General features: G+C 36.6%; 17 protein-coding genes. All 17 read right to left on the bottom strand.

All coding sequences use genetic code 11. The features are described 5' to 3' along the window. Positions 1 to 88: 88 nt before the first annotated feature. Positions 89 to 1189, bottom strand: coding sequence for an ABC transporter substrate-binding protein (locus PR675_RS13100; RefSeq protein WP_053109752.1), 1101 nt, complete (start codon positions 1187 to 1189; stop codon positions 89 to 91). A 62-nt stretch (positions 1190 to 1251) separates the two neighbouring features. Further along, positions 1252 to 3456, bottom strand: a complete 2205-nt coding sequence (locus PR675_RS13095) for a TonB-dependent siderophore receptor (protein WP_060561404.1) — start codon at positions 3454 to 3456, stop codon at positions 1252 to 1254. Positions 3457 to 3980: 524 nt separating this feature from the next. Beyond that, positions 3981 to 4280 (bottom strand): HdeA/HdeB family chaperone, encoded by a 300-nt coding sequence (locus PR675_RS13090; RefSeq protein ID WP_014657621.1) that lies wholly within the window; start codon positions 4278 to 4280, stop codon positions 3981 to 3983. Positions 4281 to 4562: 282 nt separating this feature from the next. Next, positions 4563 to 4790 (bottom strand): HEAT repeat domain-containing protein, encoded by a 228-nt coding sequence (locus tag PR675_RS13085; protein ID WP_014657620.1) that lies wholly within the window; start codon positions 4788 to 4790, stop codon positions 4563 to 4565. Between the two features lie 788 nt (positions 4791 to 5578). Further along, on the bottom strand, positions 5579 to 6706 hold the full coding sequence (locus PR675_RS13080) for a hypothetical protein (protein WP_060561403.1): 1128 nt from the start codon (positions 6704 to 6706) through the stop codon (positions 5579 to 5581). A gap of 40 nt (positions 6707 to 6746) precedes the next feature. Next, the gene (locus tag PR675_RS13075) at positions 6747 to 9332 is read right to left on the bottom strand and encodes a fimbria/pilus outer membrane usher protein (RefSeq protein WP_231136226.1); all 2586 of its coding nucleotides are present in this window, start codon (positions 9330 to 9332) and stop codon (positions 6747 to 6749) included. Between the two features lie 22 nt (positions 9333 to 9354). Continuing rightward, positions 9355 to 10107 (bottom strand): fimbrial biogenesis chaperone, encoded by a 753-nt coding sequence (locus PR675_RS13070; RefSeq protein ID WP_060561402.1) that lies wholly within the window; start codon positions 10105 to 10107, stop codon positions 9355 to 9357. Further along, entirely contained in the window at positions 10104 to 10787 is a 684-nt protein-coding gene (locus PR675_RS13065; protein WP_014657614.1) for a fimbrial biogenesis chaperone, read from the bottom strand. The genes PR675_RS13070 and PR675_RS13065 overlap by 4 nt, the downstream gene beginning before the upstream one ends. Before the next feature lie 10 nt (positions 10788 to 10797). Beyond that, on the bottom strand, positions 10798 to 11367 hold the full coding sequence (locus tag PR675_RS13060; RefSeq protein WP_014657613.1) for a fimbrial protein: 570 nt from the start codon (positions 11365 to 11367) through the stop codon (positions 10798 to 10800). Continuing rightward, positions 11333 to 11887 (bottom strand): fimbrial protein, encoded by a 555-nt coding sequence (locus PR675_RS13055; RefSeq protein ID WP_014657612.1) that lies wholly within the window; start codon positions 11885 to 11887, stop codon positions 11333 to 11335. The genes PR675_RS13060 and PR675_RS13055 overlap by 35 nt, the downstream gene beginning before the upstream one ends. Beyond that, positions 11862 to 12560, bottom strand: coding sequence for a fimbrial biogenesis chaperone (locus PR675_RS13050; protein ID WP_060561401.1), 699 nt, complete (start codon positions 12558 to 12560; stop codon positions 11862 to 11864). Before PR675_RS13050 ends, PR675_RS13055 begins: the two co-directional genes overlap by 26 nt. A gap of 47 nt (positions 12561 to 12607) precedes the next feature. After that, entirely contained in the window at positions 12608 to 13186 is a 579-nt protein-coding gene (locus PR675_RS13045; RefSeq protein ID WP_014657610.1) for a fimbrial protein, read from the bottom strand. A gap of 337 nt (positions 13187 to 13523) precedes the next feature. After that, on the bottom strand, positions 13524 to 14552 hold the full coding sequence (locus PR675_RS13040; protein WP_060561400.1) for a hypothetical protein: 1029 nt from the start codon (positions 14550 to 14552) through the stop codon (positions 13524 to 13526). A gap of 28 nt (positions 14553 to 14580) precedes the next feature. Continuing rightward, a complete protein-coding gene (locus tag PR675_RS13035) occupies positions 14581 to 15126 on the bottom strand; it encodes a fimbrial protein (protein WP_060561399.1) in 546 nt (181 codons plus the stop codon). A 12-nt stretch (positions 15127 to 15138) separates the two neighbouring features. After that, a complete protein-coding gene (locus PR675_RS13030; protein ID WP_060561398.1) occupies positions 15139 to 15663 on the bottom strand; it encodes a fimbrial protein in 525 nt (174 codons plus the stop codon). After that, positions 15663 to 16169 (bottom strand): fimbrial protein, encoded by a 507-nt coding sequence (locus PR675_RS13025; protein WP_272582759.1) that lies wholly within the window; start codon positions 16167 to 16169, stop codon positions 15663 to 15665. The genes PR675_RS13030 and PR675_RS13025 overlap by 1 nt, the downstream gene beginning before the upstream one ends. A gap of 12 nt (positions 16170 to 16181) precedes the next feature. Beyond that, a partial coding sequence (locus PR675_RS13020) for a fimbrial protein (RefSeq protein WP_336297847.1) occupies positions 16182 to 16573 on the bottom strand: 392 nt, incomplete at its 5' end.

Genomic DNA, 16573 nt, shown 5'->3' with positions numbered 1-16573 from the left:
TAGGCAATAAATGACTAAGGCGCTAGAGCACAGACTTGTGTGAGTGTGAGTCAGCGTCATCAGCAAAGCGTAAAGTATGACGAGTATATTAAAGGGCTATCCAAAACACTCCATTCGCTTTAATAGCCGTAAACTGCTGTAAGAATTCCTGCAAATTTTGCTCTGGCTCTAAGGTTGCAAAAGTCTGCGGATGCATAAACTTAGCCATGGCTTCAATAGCAAAAATATTCATTGGGTTATTATAGAAATTATGGTAAACCGCCATGACATGCTTATCTTTTACCGCTGTCAGCGATGAAATCCCTTGGCGATCGACAAGCTTAGCCAATTGCTTTTTAGCAACCGTTGCATCTGCATAATAACCCAGTTTAACGGCTGTTGAACGGCGATTAAAATTCTGCCAATCTGCACCGGTTAATAAATAAAAGTCAGGGTTTAGGGTAATAATGTTTTCAATTGAACTTTCAGCACCTTTAGCCGGAAACTTGTCTTCCACTAAGTTTTTACCACCCGCAAGGCTTGCTAAAACCCCAAAACCTGACCGACCGTAGAGCTGACAACAACTATCCGTGAATAAACCCGCATTAGCCTCAATTAATACCGATGGATAAGGTTTTTTCAATTGCTCTTCAATGGCGGCTAGCTTTTCTTGATACAATTTTGCAAAGCGGTTTGCACGTTCCTGAGTTCCTAATAATTCACCTAATAACACAATACTTTTTGGCGTGTTATTGGCGATATCCATACGGAAATCAATAAAAATAACCTTGATCCCTGCTGCTTCCAATTGTGGCATAAATTGGCTATCGCGCATCGCTGCATAATTAGATTTATGCATTAATACCACTTCTGGCGCCAGCTCAAGTAATTTCTCAATTTGAATGCCCGTCTCACGGGTTTTTCTTAGTGTTGGTATTTTGGCTAACTCAGGAACCGCAGAAAAATAAGCCTGCTTTAAATCAGGCGCGTACTGTTCTAACGAATCACTCCAGCCAACAATACGTGAAAAAGCGTCTTGCCCCGCGGCAATATCGACCGACAAAATATCTCTTCCATCAATCAAAAATAATTTTTCGACAGGAAGATCAACACTCACTTCACGTCCTTGTAAGTCCGTAATTAATGTAGGCGTTTTAGCTGACGCAATTACACTGACTAAGCATAATAATCCGGTTAATAGCCATTTCATTCAATAACCTCATTGAGTCATAAAGATGAGCCATCAATAAGATGGCTCATAAAATATTCAACTTAAAACGTCACACTATAATTCAACGCAAAAGTTCTTCCTCTACCTTTATAGGTATACAGATCTGCTGCCCCATAACTCGGGCTATATAATTTAGGCGCACGCTGTCCCCAAATGGTGGTGTAATCTTCATCCAGTAAATTTTCTACCGCAAAACTGACTTTACCAACTGGCAATAAATAACTGCTTAAGAAATCCACGGTATTATAGCCATCGAGCTTGTTACCATCCGCATCTGAAACATTAAAGGTTTGCTGGCTTTGTAAACGTAGAGACCAATCATTAGGCTCCCATCCCACATAAGCAGTAACTTTTGATGGGCTAGCAAATTTAACGCTCCATTTTTCCCATTTACCATCCACTTTGGTTTCTGACTTTTGCAGATTAAAGTTACTACCAACACTCCAATCACTATTATCGAAGAAATAATCAATCGCCCCTTCCACACCATAAATACGACGTTTATCTGACTTCATATAAATCGTCATATCCGTATTATTAATGTCATAACTTCTATCTGACAATGAATAATATGCTGCAATCTGTGTACGTAGGTTCTCGCCGGTATAACGCCAGCCCAGCTCATAAGAGTCAACTTTAATGCCTTTAACTTTAGTATCATTAATATTAATACTATTTTCTAATGCCAAATGCCCATTAGCATCAGGGGCTGCTGCATATTTCCCTGTACCATAATATTTTGCAATATCAGGAATTTCGAAGCCTTGAGAGAAATTAAACCATGTTTGCTGATCTTCCGTTAAATTAATTAGTAGACCTACATTAAAGAGTAAATTGTTATAATCAGTGTTCCCCCCAGGTACTGCATCGGCGGATTTTATCTTACCTTCTGCAATTTGCTGCTGTTGAGCATACCCAACAAAGTCATCCACTTTGTTTTCGGTATATTGATAGCGCACGCCGCCGCTTAAAGTGAATATTGGATTAATATCGTAGCTGCTTTGTAAGAAAGCGGCCATATTGGTTGTGGTATAACTTGGATAACGCCCAACTTGATAGGCTTTTTTCAAATCCATACCACCTGATTCTTTCGCTTTATCTAAATTAAAGAACATTTGATTAGCACGAAATTGTTCGTGCTCAGCGTCAGCACCATAAGTCAGCGTCAGATTATCGACAGGCTCACTATTAAACGTCAGCTTAGTGCCATAGAAATTGGTTTTTTGATCGGAAGCACTAATGCTGGTCACATCCTTTGCTTTATTTAAAGCGGGGAATGGGTAAAATTTTTGTGATTCATCACGATAATAAACTTGAGCAACAAAATCTTGCCCCCAAAGGTCGCCATTTGAATATTGTAAATTCAACATATGGCGCTCAGTACCCGGTAAACGATCTGAGTTTAATTTGCCACTATTATGGGCTTCGCCTTGGCCTTTCACCGCCGCAAAATCTTTGCCTAAATAAAGCCCATGTTTGCCATCGGACTCACTTTTATAATATTGAACCGTGGCTTGTAGCTGCTGATTATCATCAATATTAATAACCCCAGCGCCCATTACATCCAAGCGATCAGAAAATTGTAGGCCTGTTTGTGTATTATCAATATTAATTGCCTTACCTTTGCCATCATACCAACCGCCATAACGTTGATAGGCAACAGATAAACGACCATGGGCGTTTTCATTACCCCCACTCATTGCCGCAGCAACATTTTCATCATGATCTTTGCCATTACTGAAACCGGTTTTTCCACCAATTTGCAGGTCAACTTGTTTTTCTTCTTGGCCTTTTTTGGTGACAATATTAATTAATCCACCACTACTACCGCCACCATATAAAGAAGTCGCGCCAGAAATCACCTCAATATGGTTAATATTAAATGGGTCGATAGAGTCTAATTGGCGGCTGTCACTACGCGAAGAATTTAAACGTACGCCATCCACCATCACAATCATTGAGCGGCCACGCATATTCATGCCGTAATTAGTACGTCCTTGACCGCTAACACTCATACCGGGGATCAATTGTGACAGAATATCTTTTAACTCTTTTCCACCTTCTGCTTGCTGTTCAATTTCAACATTATCAATAACCCATGTGGTTTGGGCCATCTCCGACACACTTCGATAAGAACGCGTTGCCGAGACAGTCATTTCATCTTGTTTGTTTTCTGCTGCGAATGTTGCTGGTGCAATAAATGAAGCAAAACATGGAGAGAGTATCCAAAGATGCTTAATTTTCATGTGCCTAAGATCCTAATAGGTTGTCGTGTTTTTTTAAAAGCCGCGGCCGATAGCATTACGGCTTTTTATCCGGCTAAATTAGCGGCTAATTTTAACTGATAACAAACATACTATTAAGAACTATTATCATTATTATGTCTTTTTTTAGACGCTTTCGGCAGATAAGAAGATAGGAGAAGCCAAATATTTATAAATCAGAAAAAGAAATACTGGAGGAGATCAGACAAAAAGCAGGTTTATCGGATTTTGAGCTACCATCAATAACAAGTTATGACTAAGTCGCTATGTCGTTGTCGAGCCAATTAAAACGATATATAAAACGAATAGTAAGGTGTTTGCCTTTGATTAAACTAAAAACAAACACCACATTAACAAGGCTTTGATTTTGTACTACCCATAATATTTCAAGTGACAACGTTATTGATTAGGTTCGCTCGTATTCGCCACAACATTTTGTCTGTGCCTAACGACTTGCTCACTTATCAACTAACCTAAATTGAAATTATCTAGGGCATAAATTTAACTTATTTTTTTGACGCTAAGTAATCTTGTAACGTACCTTCAGGGTGCTTCTTACAGAATTCAACAATCTGTGGCGCTTCAGCAACGCTTTGCTCTGTTAACGCAACATAATCACCACCTTTAAATTGTGTATCCATATTGGTGATCCACAATGCAACAGGTGCCCAGCTTTGCGGGTTCAGGTTAATATATTCCTGACAAGTCATTTTTTCAGGCGTGACAATATTCGAGTCCGCAGCCATCGCATTAAAAGAGAATGCTGCCATAGCAGCTAAAACGCTAGAGATAACAATCTTTTTCATTATAAACCTCTTATGTGTATAAATAATGCATAACAATGTGGCTGTTTATTTTTATCACAAACTTATTAAAGTTTATATAATCTTATTTGGATGATAAAAATAGAAAACAAAAGACTTAATTTGACCATCTTTTTATAATCAACTTAAATTGATAAAATAGAAAAAAAAGCTTTCATTTAAGTTTCTATAAGAGTAAATAAAAAATAATAATATAAACCTATCACTGAATCTAATATTTAAAATATAAATTGTTTATTGGAATAAATGAGCATAGAGATTTCATTATTTTTCTGTCCCCGGAAAATAACCGGCTAGCTTACTTAATGACCTAATTGATGATACTGCCACCTCTTTGTTAGGATCCTTGCATAGCGCCATTAATCTTACAACAGCATTATGTTGCTCAATCGTTGCTTTATAATCCCCTAATGCAGAAATAGCCGCAATTTTGACATCATCGTTACCTCTAAAGGTAAGCTCAATCAATGTGCTTATTATTTGTTTTTCCATGAGTTAGCCTGTTATAGTAAGAAATAAGTGAATGTACTTGGTTATTTTAAGTCAAATAACTAATTACATCCTACTGTATTCAAGAACAATTTAAGTGGCTAATTGGAAATTTACTCCCATTTATTATGTGTTTTAATATTTATAGCGATAGTTCAAATTAGACGTAAGATTTATAACATAAAATACTCGTCGTTGGATGAAAGGGCACTATCCTTCATTAAAAAACACGACTCATAGTTTAAAATCGCCATCCATACTCATTACGTACTCAGAGAAGATCGCTATGTATAAAACCTAATTGTTGAATATCAAGTTGTTGTAATACTAAAGCTCGTTAAAAATGGGAATCAATTAACGATACCAGCCGTAAAATTGATATATTCAGGGCGAATAGATATAATGTGGAGTTATAATATAGAAAAATATGAAGGCAAAAATATTATGAAGTTAAAATCTATTGAAGATTAAGACAGGCACCTGAAACTACTAATTCCACCACATGAATACTTTAGAAGAGGTAACTTAATGATATTAATATAATTTCCACATAAACAAACCGTTTAAAAACAGCAAAAAAATCTACTTAACCATTTCAAATTAAGAAATAAGTAACATTTGTTATATTTTAACTTACTAGTTATACTTATTAAATTCCAACACTTAATTAAGTGATTTTTTATTTAAAAAATTAACCAAGAATATATTAGCAATAACTCAATTAAATATTACCAAAAAAAATAAATTAAAATAGCAACCTCTCATATTAAATCAATATGAGAGGAATTACATTACTTAGCAAATATAGATAAGTCTAAAGCACCATAATAAACACCTGGCTCAATATAGTGTTCATCTTTGCATAAATTCCAATCTATAGTGAACTCACCACTATAATTATCATATTTATGTTCTAAATCAATATCAAAGGCTTCACCATTAAATAAAATATCCCCCTCATCATCACAGTCTGAACCATTCTGATTGATTATCCCTTCAATATATAAACCATTATCTTCATAGTCTTCATTAATTAAGTAAAACTTATTTGGTTCGTCTTTTATTAGCCCAGTTTGCAATCGAACAGAGCCTAGAACAGTATTTCCAATGTTACTATCACAATCAATTTCAACAGTCACTCTTTCATAATCAACCAATCCTGTTGACTCATCAGAAGATAGATAAAACCTAGATGAAGTATTTCCATTCACATCGATTGTGCAAGCATCAAGAACATCAATGTTAAAAGAACTAACTAATATCTCAGATAAATCTGTAGTTCCGTTTGCTTTTGCCGTTAATGATGCACCATATAGTTGAGGAACTATTGTACCATCACTTAATGCTATAAAATATTCCCCTGGCTCTGCCAGATCCGGTGATATAAATTTAATTTCTGCTCCTGTTACAGTAATATCAGTAACTCGATCATCATTTGGTGAAAATAGTTCCCCATTAAGGTTTTCTGATGGGGAGTAACAATATGCATATGAACTAGACTGCACTAAATTATCAATCTGAACAACTTTACCATTAACAACTCTTACACTACCATTATCGTGATTACCATCTAAATCAACCCAACTGGATGTAGCAAAAAAACTTAATGAAAAATAACCCACATGTTCCATGTCACTATTTAACAAATGAAAGTAATATTGGTCATCTTCTTCATAAAGTTTGTCGCTATTTAGGCAATAGTTTCCATCATGGCTTATAGAGATAATCCCAAATACATCCCAATTCCTAGGATCTTCAGTAGGGCCAATTAAATTAATACTAGAACTAATTGATACATAAGATACTTCTGTATCCGGTGGAATAGTTACATCAATAGTATTAGCAACCCCTAATGAACCTTTCAGTAAACACAACACTAAGATAGCTTTTGCAACACCCTTTTTAATCGTTAATATCATTATTTCATTCCTCATACTAATACTGGCTATCTTGCATTAATCACTGACACGCTAAGCTGATTTTTCTAATTGGGTTGTCTTCCGTTACTGCAATATCTTTCAAATGAGAATAATGAGCACCACACGATGCACTGTGGCTATTTCCCCATTGGATCAGCAATGTTCCGGAATCAGGTAACCCACTCATATAAAGTTGGCCGTTATCACCCACAATACTGGTGTTTTCTTCATTTGTTTCATCATCAACCAGCTTAGCAATCGCCCCAAAAGGGATCACACCGTCTCGATAGGTTAGTGAAATCAGTGCCTGCATCCCGACACGTGTTGGGAATTTCGCTTTAACCACCGCGCCTTTCGTCGGGTAAACGTTTTGCGAGGTCTTTGGTAACGTCACATCATCGGGTAACGTATTTACATTCAAACCAATGGTATTTTTGGCGTATTCGTTCACGTTCGGGGCAACCGCATAACCAAACATATCAATTTTTGCATTACCTTGATTTAACGAGGTCCCATCCGCATCCGGTGCTTCAACTAACACCACGGAATTGCCTAATGTTCGTGCTAATGTCAGGCCACCTGAATGGATCACCATCCCACCATTGACGCCCGCATTCACAGAAGAAGAACTTGATGAATAGTTATATCCCCCAGAAAAGCTGCCTTTTGAGGTGTTGTAATTCAGACTAATGGCGCTATTACTTTCTTGGTTGTTATTTCCCATACTCTGTGAAACAGAATAAGACAAGTCTCTGTCCAATAATGAACCGTGCAGCCCGACTTGCTGGCTATAGTTACCGCGGTTGTTTTTGGAAATATAATAATTACTGCTCATATTTCGTAAGTGCTCTTCATTGGTAAATAAACTGAAAGGCACATTCACATTGAAAGAAATTTGATGGTTTTTAGGCCAATCATTACGGCTATCGGATTTTCTGTAGTCAATCGCATAACTGACGTTGTAATTCACCCCTTTAAAATTACCGTTATACCCTGTCGATAATTGGGTAGTTTCAGTATTGGAGTCCCAATAATCGGTACGACTGCCACTTAAATAAATCGAGCCATATTTGCCCAGTGATTGTGAAAGCGCGGTTCGGAAACTAGAACGTTGGCGTAATCCTAACCAAGGTGCCACACCATCATTGAGCTGATAATTATGTGTATTAAAATCAGAGAAGCTGAAGAAATGACGTGTGGAATAACGTAATGCGGTTAAATCGACATTAGTTCCTGTAGAGGTTAAGCTTTTTGAATATTTAATCCTAAAAGATTGACCTTCTTTTCGATCACCAGAGACAAAAGAAGCTGCTGCATGGGTAATATCGACGGACAAAGCGCCAAAATTCCCTAACGAAATCCCCGTCCCCATCACCCCAGAAAAATAATCTTTGGAGAATAAAGAGCCACCGTATAAGGTCACATCATAAGGCAAGCCATAAACCAAGCTACCCAACAAAAATTTAGCGCGTTTAGAAGAGCGCGTTAAATTGCCGTTATATTCTCCCGCCGTCACTTCATATTTCATGCCACCCGGTCTTAACATCACGGGTAATGAAGAATAGGGATAAACAAAGGTTCTTTCAGAACCATCTTCTTCACTGATATTGACCTGTAAGTTCCCTGAAGAGCCCGTTGGGTATAAATCTTTAATGCTAAAAGGCCCCGGTGCAACATAAGTTTGATACACCACATTACCATTTTGACTGACAGTGATCCGCGCATTAGATTGTGCAATGCCATTAATTTCAGGAGCAAAACCACGCATACTGGAAGGCAGCATTTTTTCATTCGAAAACAGCTTAATTCCTTTAAAAGGAATACTGTCAAATACATTACTGCCCGTTGAACTTTCCCCCACCAACACCTCCCCCCGTAACGCGTTAATGGCTCGCATCACATAGGTGTTTGAAAAAGTCGACGTGCGGTTAGTGTAATTACGCCTTCCTTCTGAATTCGAATAGTAATAACGATAATTTGAACGCAAACGCCAAGCCCCTAAATTGACGCCGCCACGCAGGCTTAAAAAGGCATTATCATTATTTTGAGTTTCTCGTTGGGACTTATTACGGCTGTGACTCCCATTGAGCTGATAAGAAAGCAAAATTGCAGGGATCCCATTTTCCAACAGCCCTTCAGGCACATAACCATTAGCACGGTTATCCATATAAATTTGCGGAATACTGATTTCCATGCTCAGTTTAGACAAATTTGTTTTCACAAACGCGTCGGGAATATAATCCCCTAATGCGGTGATCGCTTCATCATCCGAAAGTTTTTGTAACGTTGGGGTCGAGGCTACATTCACACCAAACTCACCGAGCATAGACTTAGTGAACTCAGCGGAAACATCACCATCATGGCCTTTTACGAAAGTAACATCCATGCTTCCCATATCTTTTTTATTGATAAATACCGTAATATTGTATTTACCTTCAGGAACCGTATTGGCTTTTTCAAATTGAGATAAATCGATTGAGTTCGGATCCATTCCTGACTGCAAAGATAATAGTTTTGGGTCAAAGTAATCCTCTGCATAAGAATAACCAGCAATGCCAAGACAATAAGAAATAAAGCTCAGATAAAAAATTCCACTTTTCATCTTAGACGAATGATATAATTTCATAGTTATCTCTCAGTGATTTTTTTTATAGTTTTTGGGTTTGCTCTGGCATTTCCAGCATGAATTCATTTAATAATCGCCATTTCACCGTGGCATTCGCATAATTCCCTTTCGGTAATGAATAACTTTGTTTGCCAAAAGGTGGAATTAATTTAAACAGTTGCATATTGTCAATTTGATGTTGACCCACCGCTAATTTCCCAAAGGTTAAATAAAGTGGAGACTGGTTATCAACGATCAGTTTTCCATCAGAAACAGTAAATTTAAATTTATCTTTAACATTAACCATTTTAAGATTTTTAATCGCTTCTGGGCGATAATAAAACTTATAATGTAAAACTTTTGATAGAGTTAAGCTTCTATCCATTTTTTTAAATTTAACAGTATTTTTAGTTCCTTTCGGGGGAATAGACTTTAATCGAATAAAAAACACTGACTCCCGGTCTTGAGGTAATTTTTTTAAATTATCAATTTTTTTGATTTGCCAGTTATATTCTGACTTGGCCTCTAGCCGATATAAGGGTGGTGTAATCATAAAAAGAACTGAATCCGCTTTTTTCGCATTCAGCCCTGTCGACTCATCAGGAATGGCAATATCAGCTTGAACAAGATACGCATTTTCATCATTATTTTTTAATAAAAATGATAGTCCTCGGCTTTCTTGATGAAAAACCAATCGTTCATTAGGAAAGCGCAAGCCACTGCTAGTATTTTTTGCAATAGCTTGATGAAAGTTTAATAGACCTAAAAATAATATGATTAATGAAATTATTTTCATTTTTTAGCCTTACTTTCAAATATAAAAGGTTTGGTTGTGCCGCCATAATCATTCATTATTCGCCATGAAAAAGAACTAAGCCCCGCCATATCAGGTATCGTTATATGTGAATATGGAGCAACCATTTTATTCTTTATTTTACGATTATTATTCACCTTCATATCAACTAAAGTAGTATAATAAGGTGTTGGATTATTAATGGTTAATGTATTATTTTCATAGCTCACTGATATCTTTCCATACGAGTCTTTAACTGCCATATCTAAGTTTTTAGGCCGATAATAAAGTTTAATAACCAAATTTGTAACTATGGATAATTTTCCACTACCTTTTTCATCATTTTTCTTTGGTGGAATAGCTCTTGAGCTAAAATAAAATACACTCTCACGATCTTTTGGCAACAAGCTTAATGATGCAGGAAAAATACGCATCATAAAGGTTGAGTTTTTTTCAACTCTAAAAATATTAGGTGTAATAATAAAAAAATCGCTTTTTTTATTATCTACATCATAAATTTCATTTTGAACAAGAAAGGGAGATCCCACATTATTTTTAAATGTCACAGATGCAGATTTATCACCTTCATTGAAAATGATCCGGGTCTTATTTAAACTTAAACCAGCAGAATAAGTAAAAAAAGAGAGAAAAAATAAGAAGACAGTAAGCGTTATTTTTTTCATTATAATCGCCCTAATCTGAAAAATAGCTAAAAGTGACATGAGCGGTAAAGTCACCAACATCATCTTCCGAACAGCTTTGTCTAAGATCATAACAGGCTAATACTGCGGTTAAGATAATATGTTCATCTCCATCATCAATATCATCAAAAACGATATCTCCAACTGCAAAATTCTCTTGTTCATCTTCATCCATGATAGCGACACCAAAATAAGCATCGGGATCGCTATTAAAGACATAGCCATCAGAGCCATCAACAATACTTCCAGACGTCATTTGAATATAGCTGGTTGAAAAATCACCTTCACAATCTTGAAGAATAATTTCAAACTTTCTCCTCTGCGTTTGCTCAATAATGTCCTGCATTGATACAATGCCAAAATCAATTTCATCAGAAGCTTCATAAAGATCTTCGACAATAATGTCACAGGGCTCTTGATCAACATAAGCTGTAAATTCAAAACGGATCGAATCATTATCAGCTTTCACTGAAATGGAAAACAATAAACAAAATAAGAAAGAAAAAGTAACCCAATATTTTTTCTTATTATGGTATTTGTAATGAGAGTTCAATGGCAGCATCAATATCACCTGATGTTATGGTTTGATTGTCAATTTTTGCAGCAACAACTTCAAAATAATGCTCACCAGTCCCTGACTCGACGATTGCCTCATCGCCAGAAAAAATCACTTCCTCACATGCACCATTGTCATCACCGCAATTCATCAATAAAAAACCCACATTGATCGCGCTATCTTCATACAACACGTTATTTTTTATGTGTGTACTGCTTAATGGTGTAATCACAATATCGATGGATTCGGTGTCCTCTGAGATCCCTTCACAGCTATATTCCACCGTGAAAGACTTGCGATAATTACTTTCTTCGCCCGGCTGCAGCGCGTTCAGTACACTGCTGCTAAAAGGCTCATCAAAAATAACTTCCTGATCGCTATCTGCGGCGAATTCACAAGTTGCATTAGCTACCGTACCACTAAAATAAATCGTCGCACTTTCATCAGCCAAGCTGACCTTAGATAGTAAAACTGCTGGCAATAATACCCCTAAAAAATACTTATTGAATTTCTGCTGAATAGCCATCATAACCCCCTAAATCATTAATTGCAGTCCATTTTGCTATTGCCCCTTTTGGCGTTTTTAGGTCAAAATTAATACTTGAAAATGGTGCTATCATGTTATTTTTATTATCTGAACTAATAGTCATCACTTTATTATTCAGCGTAACGCTAAATAGACTGATGTAATAAGGTGAACGATTGATAACCTCAGTTTTATTACCAACATTTTTAAATACTAGCGATGACTGTGCTTCTTTGGCTGTTTGCTTTAAATCTGTAGGTCGATAAAATAATTTGATAATATTATCAAAACCGATAATTACCCCTTCGCTATTTTTATCTCTCGCTGGCACCATTCGTGCTTTAAAGTAAAAAACAGACTCTCTATCTTTAGGTAATTGATTATTGATCAACATAATGCGCACATCTTGCCTGCTCATTTTTTCTAAACGAAATAAAGGTGGAGCCACTTCAAAGGCATCGGGATATTGCTCACTCGCTATCGTGATTTGTGTCAGATAATTAATCTTTTCGTCATTATTTCTTAGTGTCACAGAAACACTTTTTTCACCTTGAGGATAAATAATGCGTGTTGCATCAATACCTACTCCAGCGGAATAAGCAAAGTTATTTAACAATAAAAAATTAACTAAAATAATAAACAACCAAATTTTTAATGACAGTGTATTTTTCATAAATTTTTATTAAGGTGATTACAAAATTTGTAATCACCTTGCTTTAATTAGTTATAAGCTACGCTAAAGATAACAGGTACATTCAGAATATCTGTATCATTAGCACCATTGAGTGCGAACAGGTCTGCCTGCATTGGTAATAAATTTACTGCGTTACCATCAACATCAGTTGCAGCGCCTTCATCATCCGTACTCATAGCCAGTGATTGATTAACACTGATTAATTGGTTTGGTTTAATTTCAGTGGCTGTGCCTGAAGCAGGATTGGTTTTAATTCCCACTGCTAATGTTTTTGCATCAGTGTTAGCAAAGAGATTAGGATTAAAGATACTTGCTTGACCATCTGCGTATAAACTTAATGCACCAGAAGTGGTTTCAGCACCCGCACAATTAGTTAATACTAAGTTGAAATCTTTATTAGCAATGGATGTTGTTGGACCTTGAGTCACGCTCTCAGTTGTGAAAACACCAAAGTCAACAATAGAGCCAGAGCTTGTTGCAATATCACAAGTTCCTTTCTGCAATTGTGCTTTAAAAGTTACCGTTGTTGTTGTTGCTGCCATAGCAGAACTTGCAACGCCAGCCGCTAACATTAATGCAGCGATAGATGCTAATTTAATTTTCATATTGAACCTCTTTTATAATGATATAAACGTGCGACACCATATAGAGACAGAACAATTCTGACTCTCTATTTCTTTGTATAGAAATTAATTTATTACCCTTCGGTAAGTAGCTTATTTACAATAAACAGTAATGTGACAATTTTTATATAACGCCTCTACTAACTAATAAAGGGGACAAAAAATAATTTGTTAATATTTTTCATTTCGCTAATTTTAAAATCATTTTTTAAATGTTAATGGCTCGAACCCTAATCGAATAATCATCGATTTACGATATTTCATTAGAATAATTTATCGAAGATTTATATATAAAATACACTTTATAATTGGGCTACTTTTATTCATATTCGATTTTTATAATACCTGACTTGGAATAATTTCCAGGAACAAGGTCAGTATCAATACTACTCACCTGAGCCCATAATATGGAGTTTTCTACTTTATCCCGATGCAATTGCCAATTGTTTTTCTTAGCAGACCAATAGTTATCATCAAATGACATACTTACCGTTAAGCCCCCCATATGCATGTCCTGAGGTAATACTTCTAGATTCACTATTACATCACTATTACATTGACCACTGATGACTCCACTTCTATTGGCCTTCATAGCTGAGTTCTGGTCAACAACCCCTAAATCTAATGTATCTTCATCTAACCAAAAATTACAAACGAGATCAGGTTCTATCGGTTCTATAGGCTCTGTCGGTATAGGCTCCCCTACAGACAAATATGCATGGTCGCCACATGACAGTCCATAAAGATCAGCATAAGGAATAACGTTTGGTCTTGCACCAGCACCATGAACATAAACAGGTGAACTCCGACCAGGCTTAGTATAAAAACCTTGAGGGCCATCAGTTACATATACTTCTGCAGATAACCCTGGTGCGCTAAATGTCGCTATAAATTCAGGTTTCCCTAAAGGCATTCCAACCCATCTAGTTTGCACTCCAACACCACCGCCAAACCCCTTATCATATAATGCACCAGCACTATTATAGACGGTGCCTGTAATTCCTGGCTGCATAACGGTCCAGCCAACAAATAATTGCGCCTTAGGATCTACAATTTCACAATTACCTAAACCATAATAAAATGATTCATTTATATTTAAACTAATAGTACCGCTATAACTATACTTTAGCGTTGATACTTTATAACTTTTTCCATCTATAGCTACACCAAGCCAAATATCATTTGTTTCCATTACATCAAAAGTAGATGAGGTATGTTGAAATTCAACACCAGGAATTAAATATGCAGCCCTCATAACTAAATTAAATATTCTGGTTTCATTAGGGTATGGTTCCGCATAAACAAATGGAGAAATAAAAAAGAATGCGAATATAATTTTTAATTTCATAAAACTCCATTAAACCTCAATTAAATATTTATTCATAGCTTAACGCATAAGTCATGATTGCATTGAAATCTCCAGCCACTAAACTTTTATTTGCTAGAGCTTCTCGCTCTCCTTGTACATAGGCTTTTAAACGAATAAGCATATCGCCATCAACAAGCTGTACACTATAATTTGACTTTCCATCTATAGAAATAGGCCGACCATCTAAATATTCTAAGCCTATTCCTGCACCTTTTGCTTCACTTCCTGGTGCAAACCTTAATAAACCTTCATTATTTGTTGATCCTGAAAATGAAGCTTTAACAGTAGTACCTAACGATGTATCGCAATCTTTCAATTCAAATGTTATTAATATTCCTGAAGTTCGGGTAAAGCGATAGAGTGATTTTGTTGGAGTAACACCTAAATCATAATAAGCATTCTCCGTCCCTGGTTCTATCGTACATGGAAGAGCAATTAAAGTGCCCCCATAGTGAATAGTTGTCGAAGATGATGCCATAGAATAAATTGGTATTAATCCTCCACTCAACAGGAATAATATTAAATATTTAAAAGCTATTTTATAATTATTCATATTGTTTCCTTTTTAAGGATAACGAATTTCTACTGTGCCAGTAGCTGAAAATGTACCTTCAAATAAATTGCGATCATCTTCTCTCACAGGAACAGCCCATAAGGGAATTACCTTTGAATAACCACCTGACATTACGATGGGAATGTCATCATTATTAGGAGAAACAACTTGGTCTTGATAATATAAACGTATGCCAAGCCCTCCAATACTCGTTTGTACAGCATCATTATCAAATGGAGCATTCATACCGTTATATCCCATATACAGCTGCACACCATTACCAAGGTCATTACCGCAAGTCACTATTAATGTAAAATCCTTCCTATAATTAATTCCGTCGATCCTAGTAAGCCCGACTTCATCAAAATCAACATAAATTGGATCATTTTCCCCCGATATATCACAAGGTGGATGGCCAATTAAATTGCCATAAAAATTGACTTGTGTAGATGCTTGTACAGGTATCATGATATATCCAGATATCAATACACTGGCTATCAGCCATAATACAATGGAAATTACACGTTGTTGTGCCATTACTCATACTCCACAGTAAGTAACGCCGAAGCCGTAAACGGACCGTCATCAATTCCAGCTGATCCTCTTGCTACAGGAACAACAGACAACTCAGGTTGATTGCCGTAAGTAAAATAAACCCAATTATTAAACGCAAAAGGATAGCCATCTTGTTTCACTCGCAGCCCTAAATTAGGTTCGCTCGTACGTAATAAGTTGGCATTAAAATTTGCCCCGGAGTTATTTTCAAAACGTAACTTAAGTGGAGTACTATTGGTTGCATCGTCACAATCAAGTGTATAATCAATCGGTTGCTCGTAGGCTACACCATCGATATTTTTGATAATCATGTCACCAAAATCTACTTCAATGGCTTGATTATCATTTACATCACAAGTTTTAATCTCAATACGTATAGTTACCCTAAAGTCTAACTGAGTTGAACCAGCTAAAACATCTCTTGGTAGTAATACCGTTCCCAACAAAACACTATACAACCAGAGTATTTTGAATATTTTTTTTCCCATAACTATTTCACCTTACTCATAGCGCATTTCAAAAGAAATCAGCGCAGAGTACGCTCCCGGCTGCATCAATTGTGCCGTACGTACCGGTGAGACATAATAGGTCAGCGTCGATTGCCCTGATGGCAGCAGATCTGGGTTACTATTTTGATTTAAAGGCAAGATTTGCCCTGCCTTATCACTCAGTACTAAACCAATCCCTTGTGCGCCAGTCACTCTGGCAAAATCCGGCATCCACGGTACCGTTGGCGCAATAAAACGGATTTTAACCGCCGGTTGGGTGCTACTCCACGCGGTTTGCCCAGTTTGGACGTTTTCCAAGGCACTGTTCACTTCGATACAATCTTGCAGTTCAAGGTGAAACGCCGTTGCACGCCCTTTATCCCCCACGGCTTTCAGTTCCGCCG

This window comes from Providencia sp. PROV261 (genome assembly GCF_028477945.1).
Lineage (GTDB): Bacteria > Pseudomonadota > Gammaproteobacteria > Enterobacterales > Enterobacteriaceae > Providencia > Providencia stuartii.
Note: the sequence above shows the minus strand (reverse complement) of the source record. Positions and strands in the feature narration are given on the sequence as shown.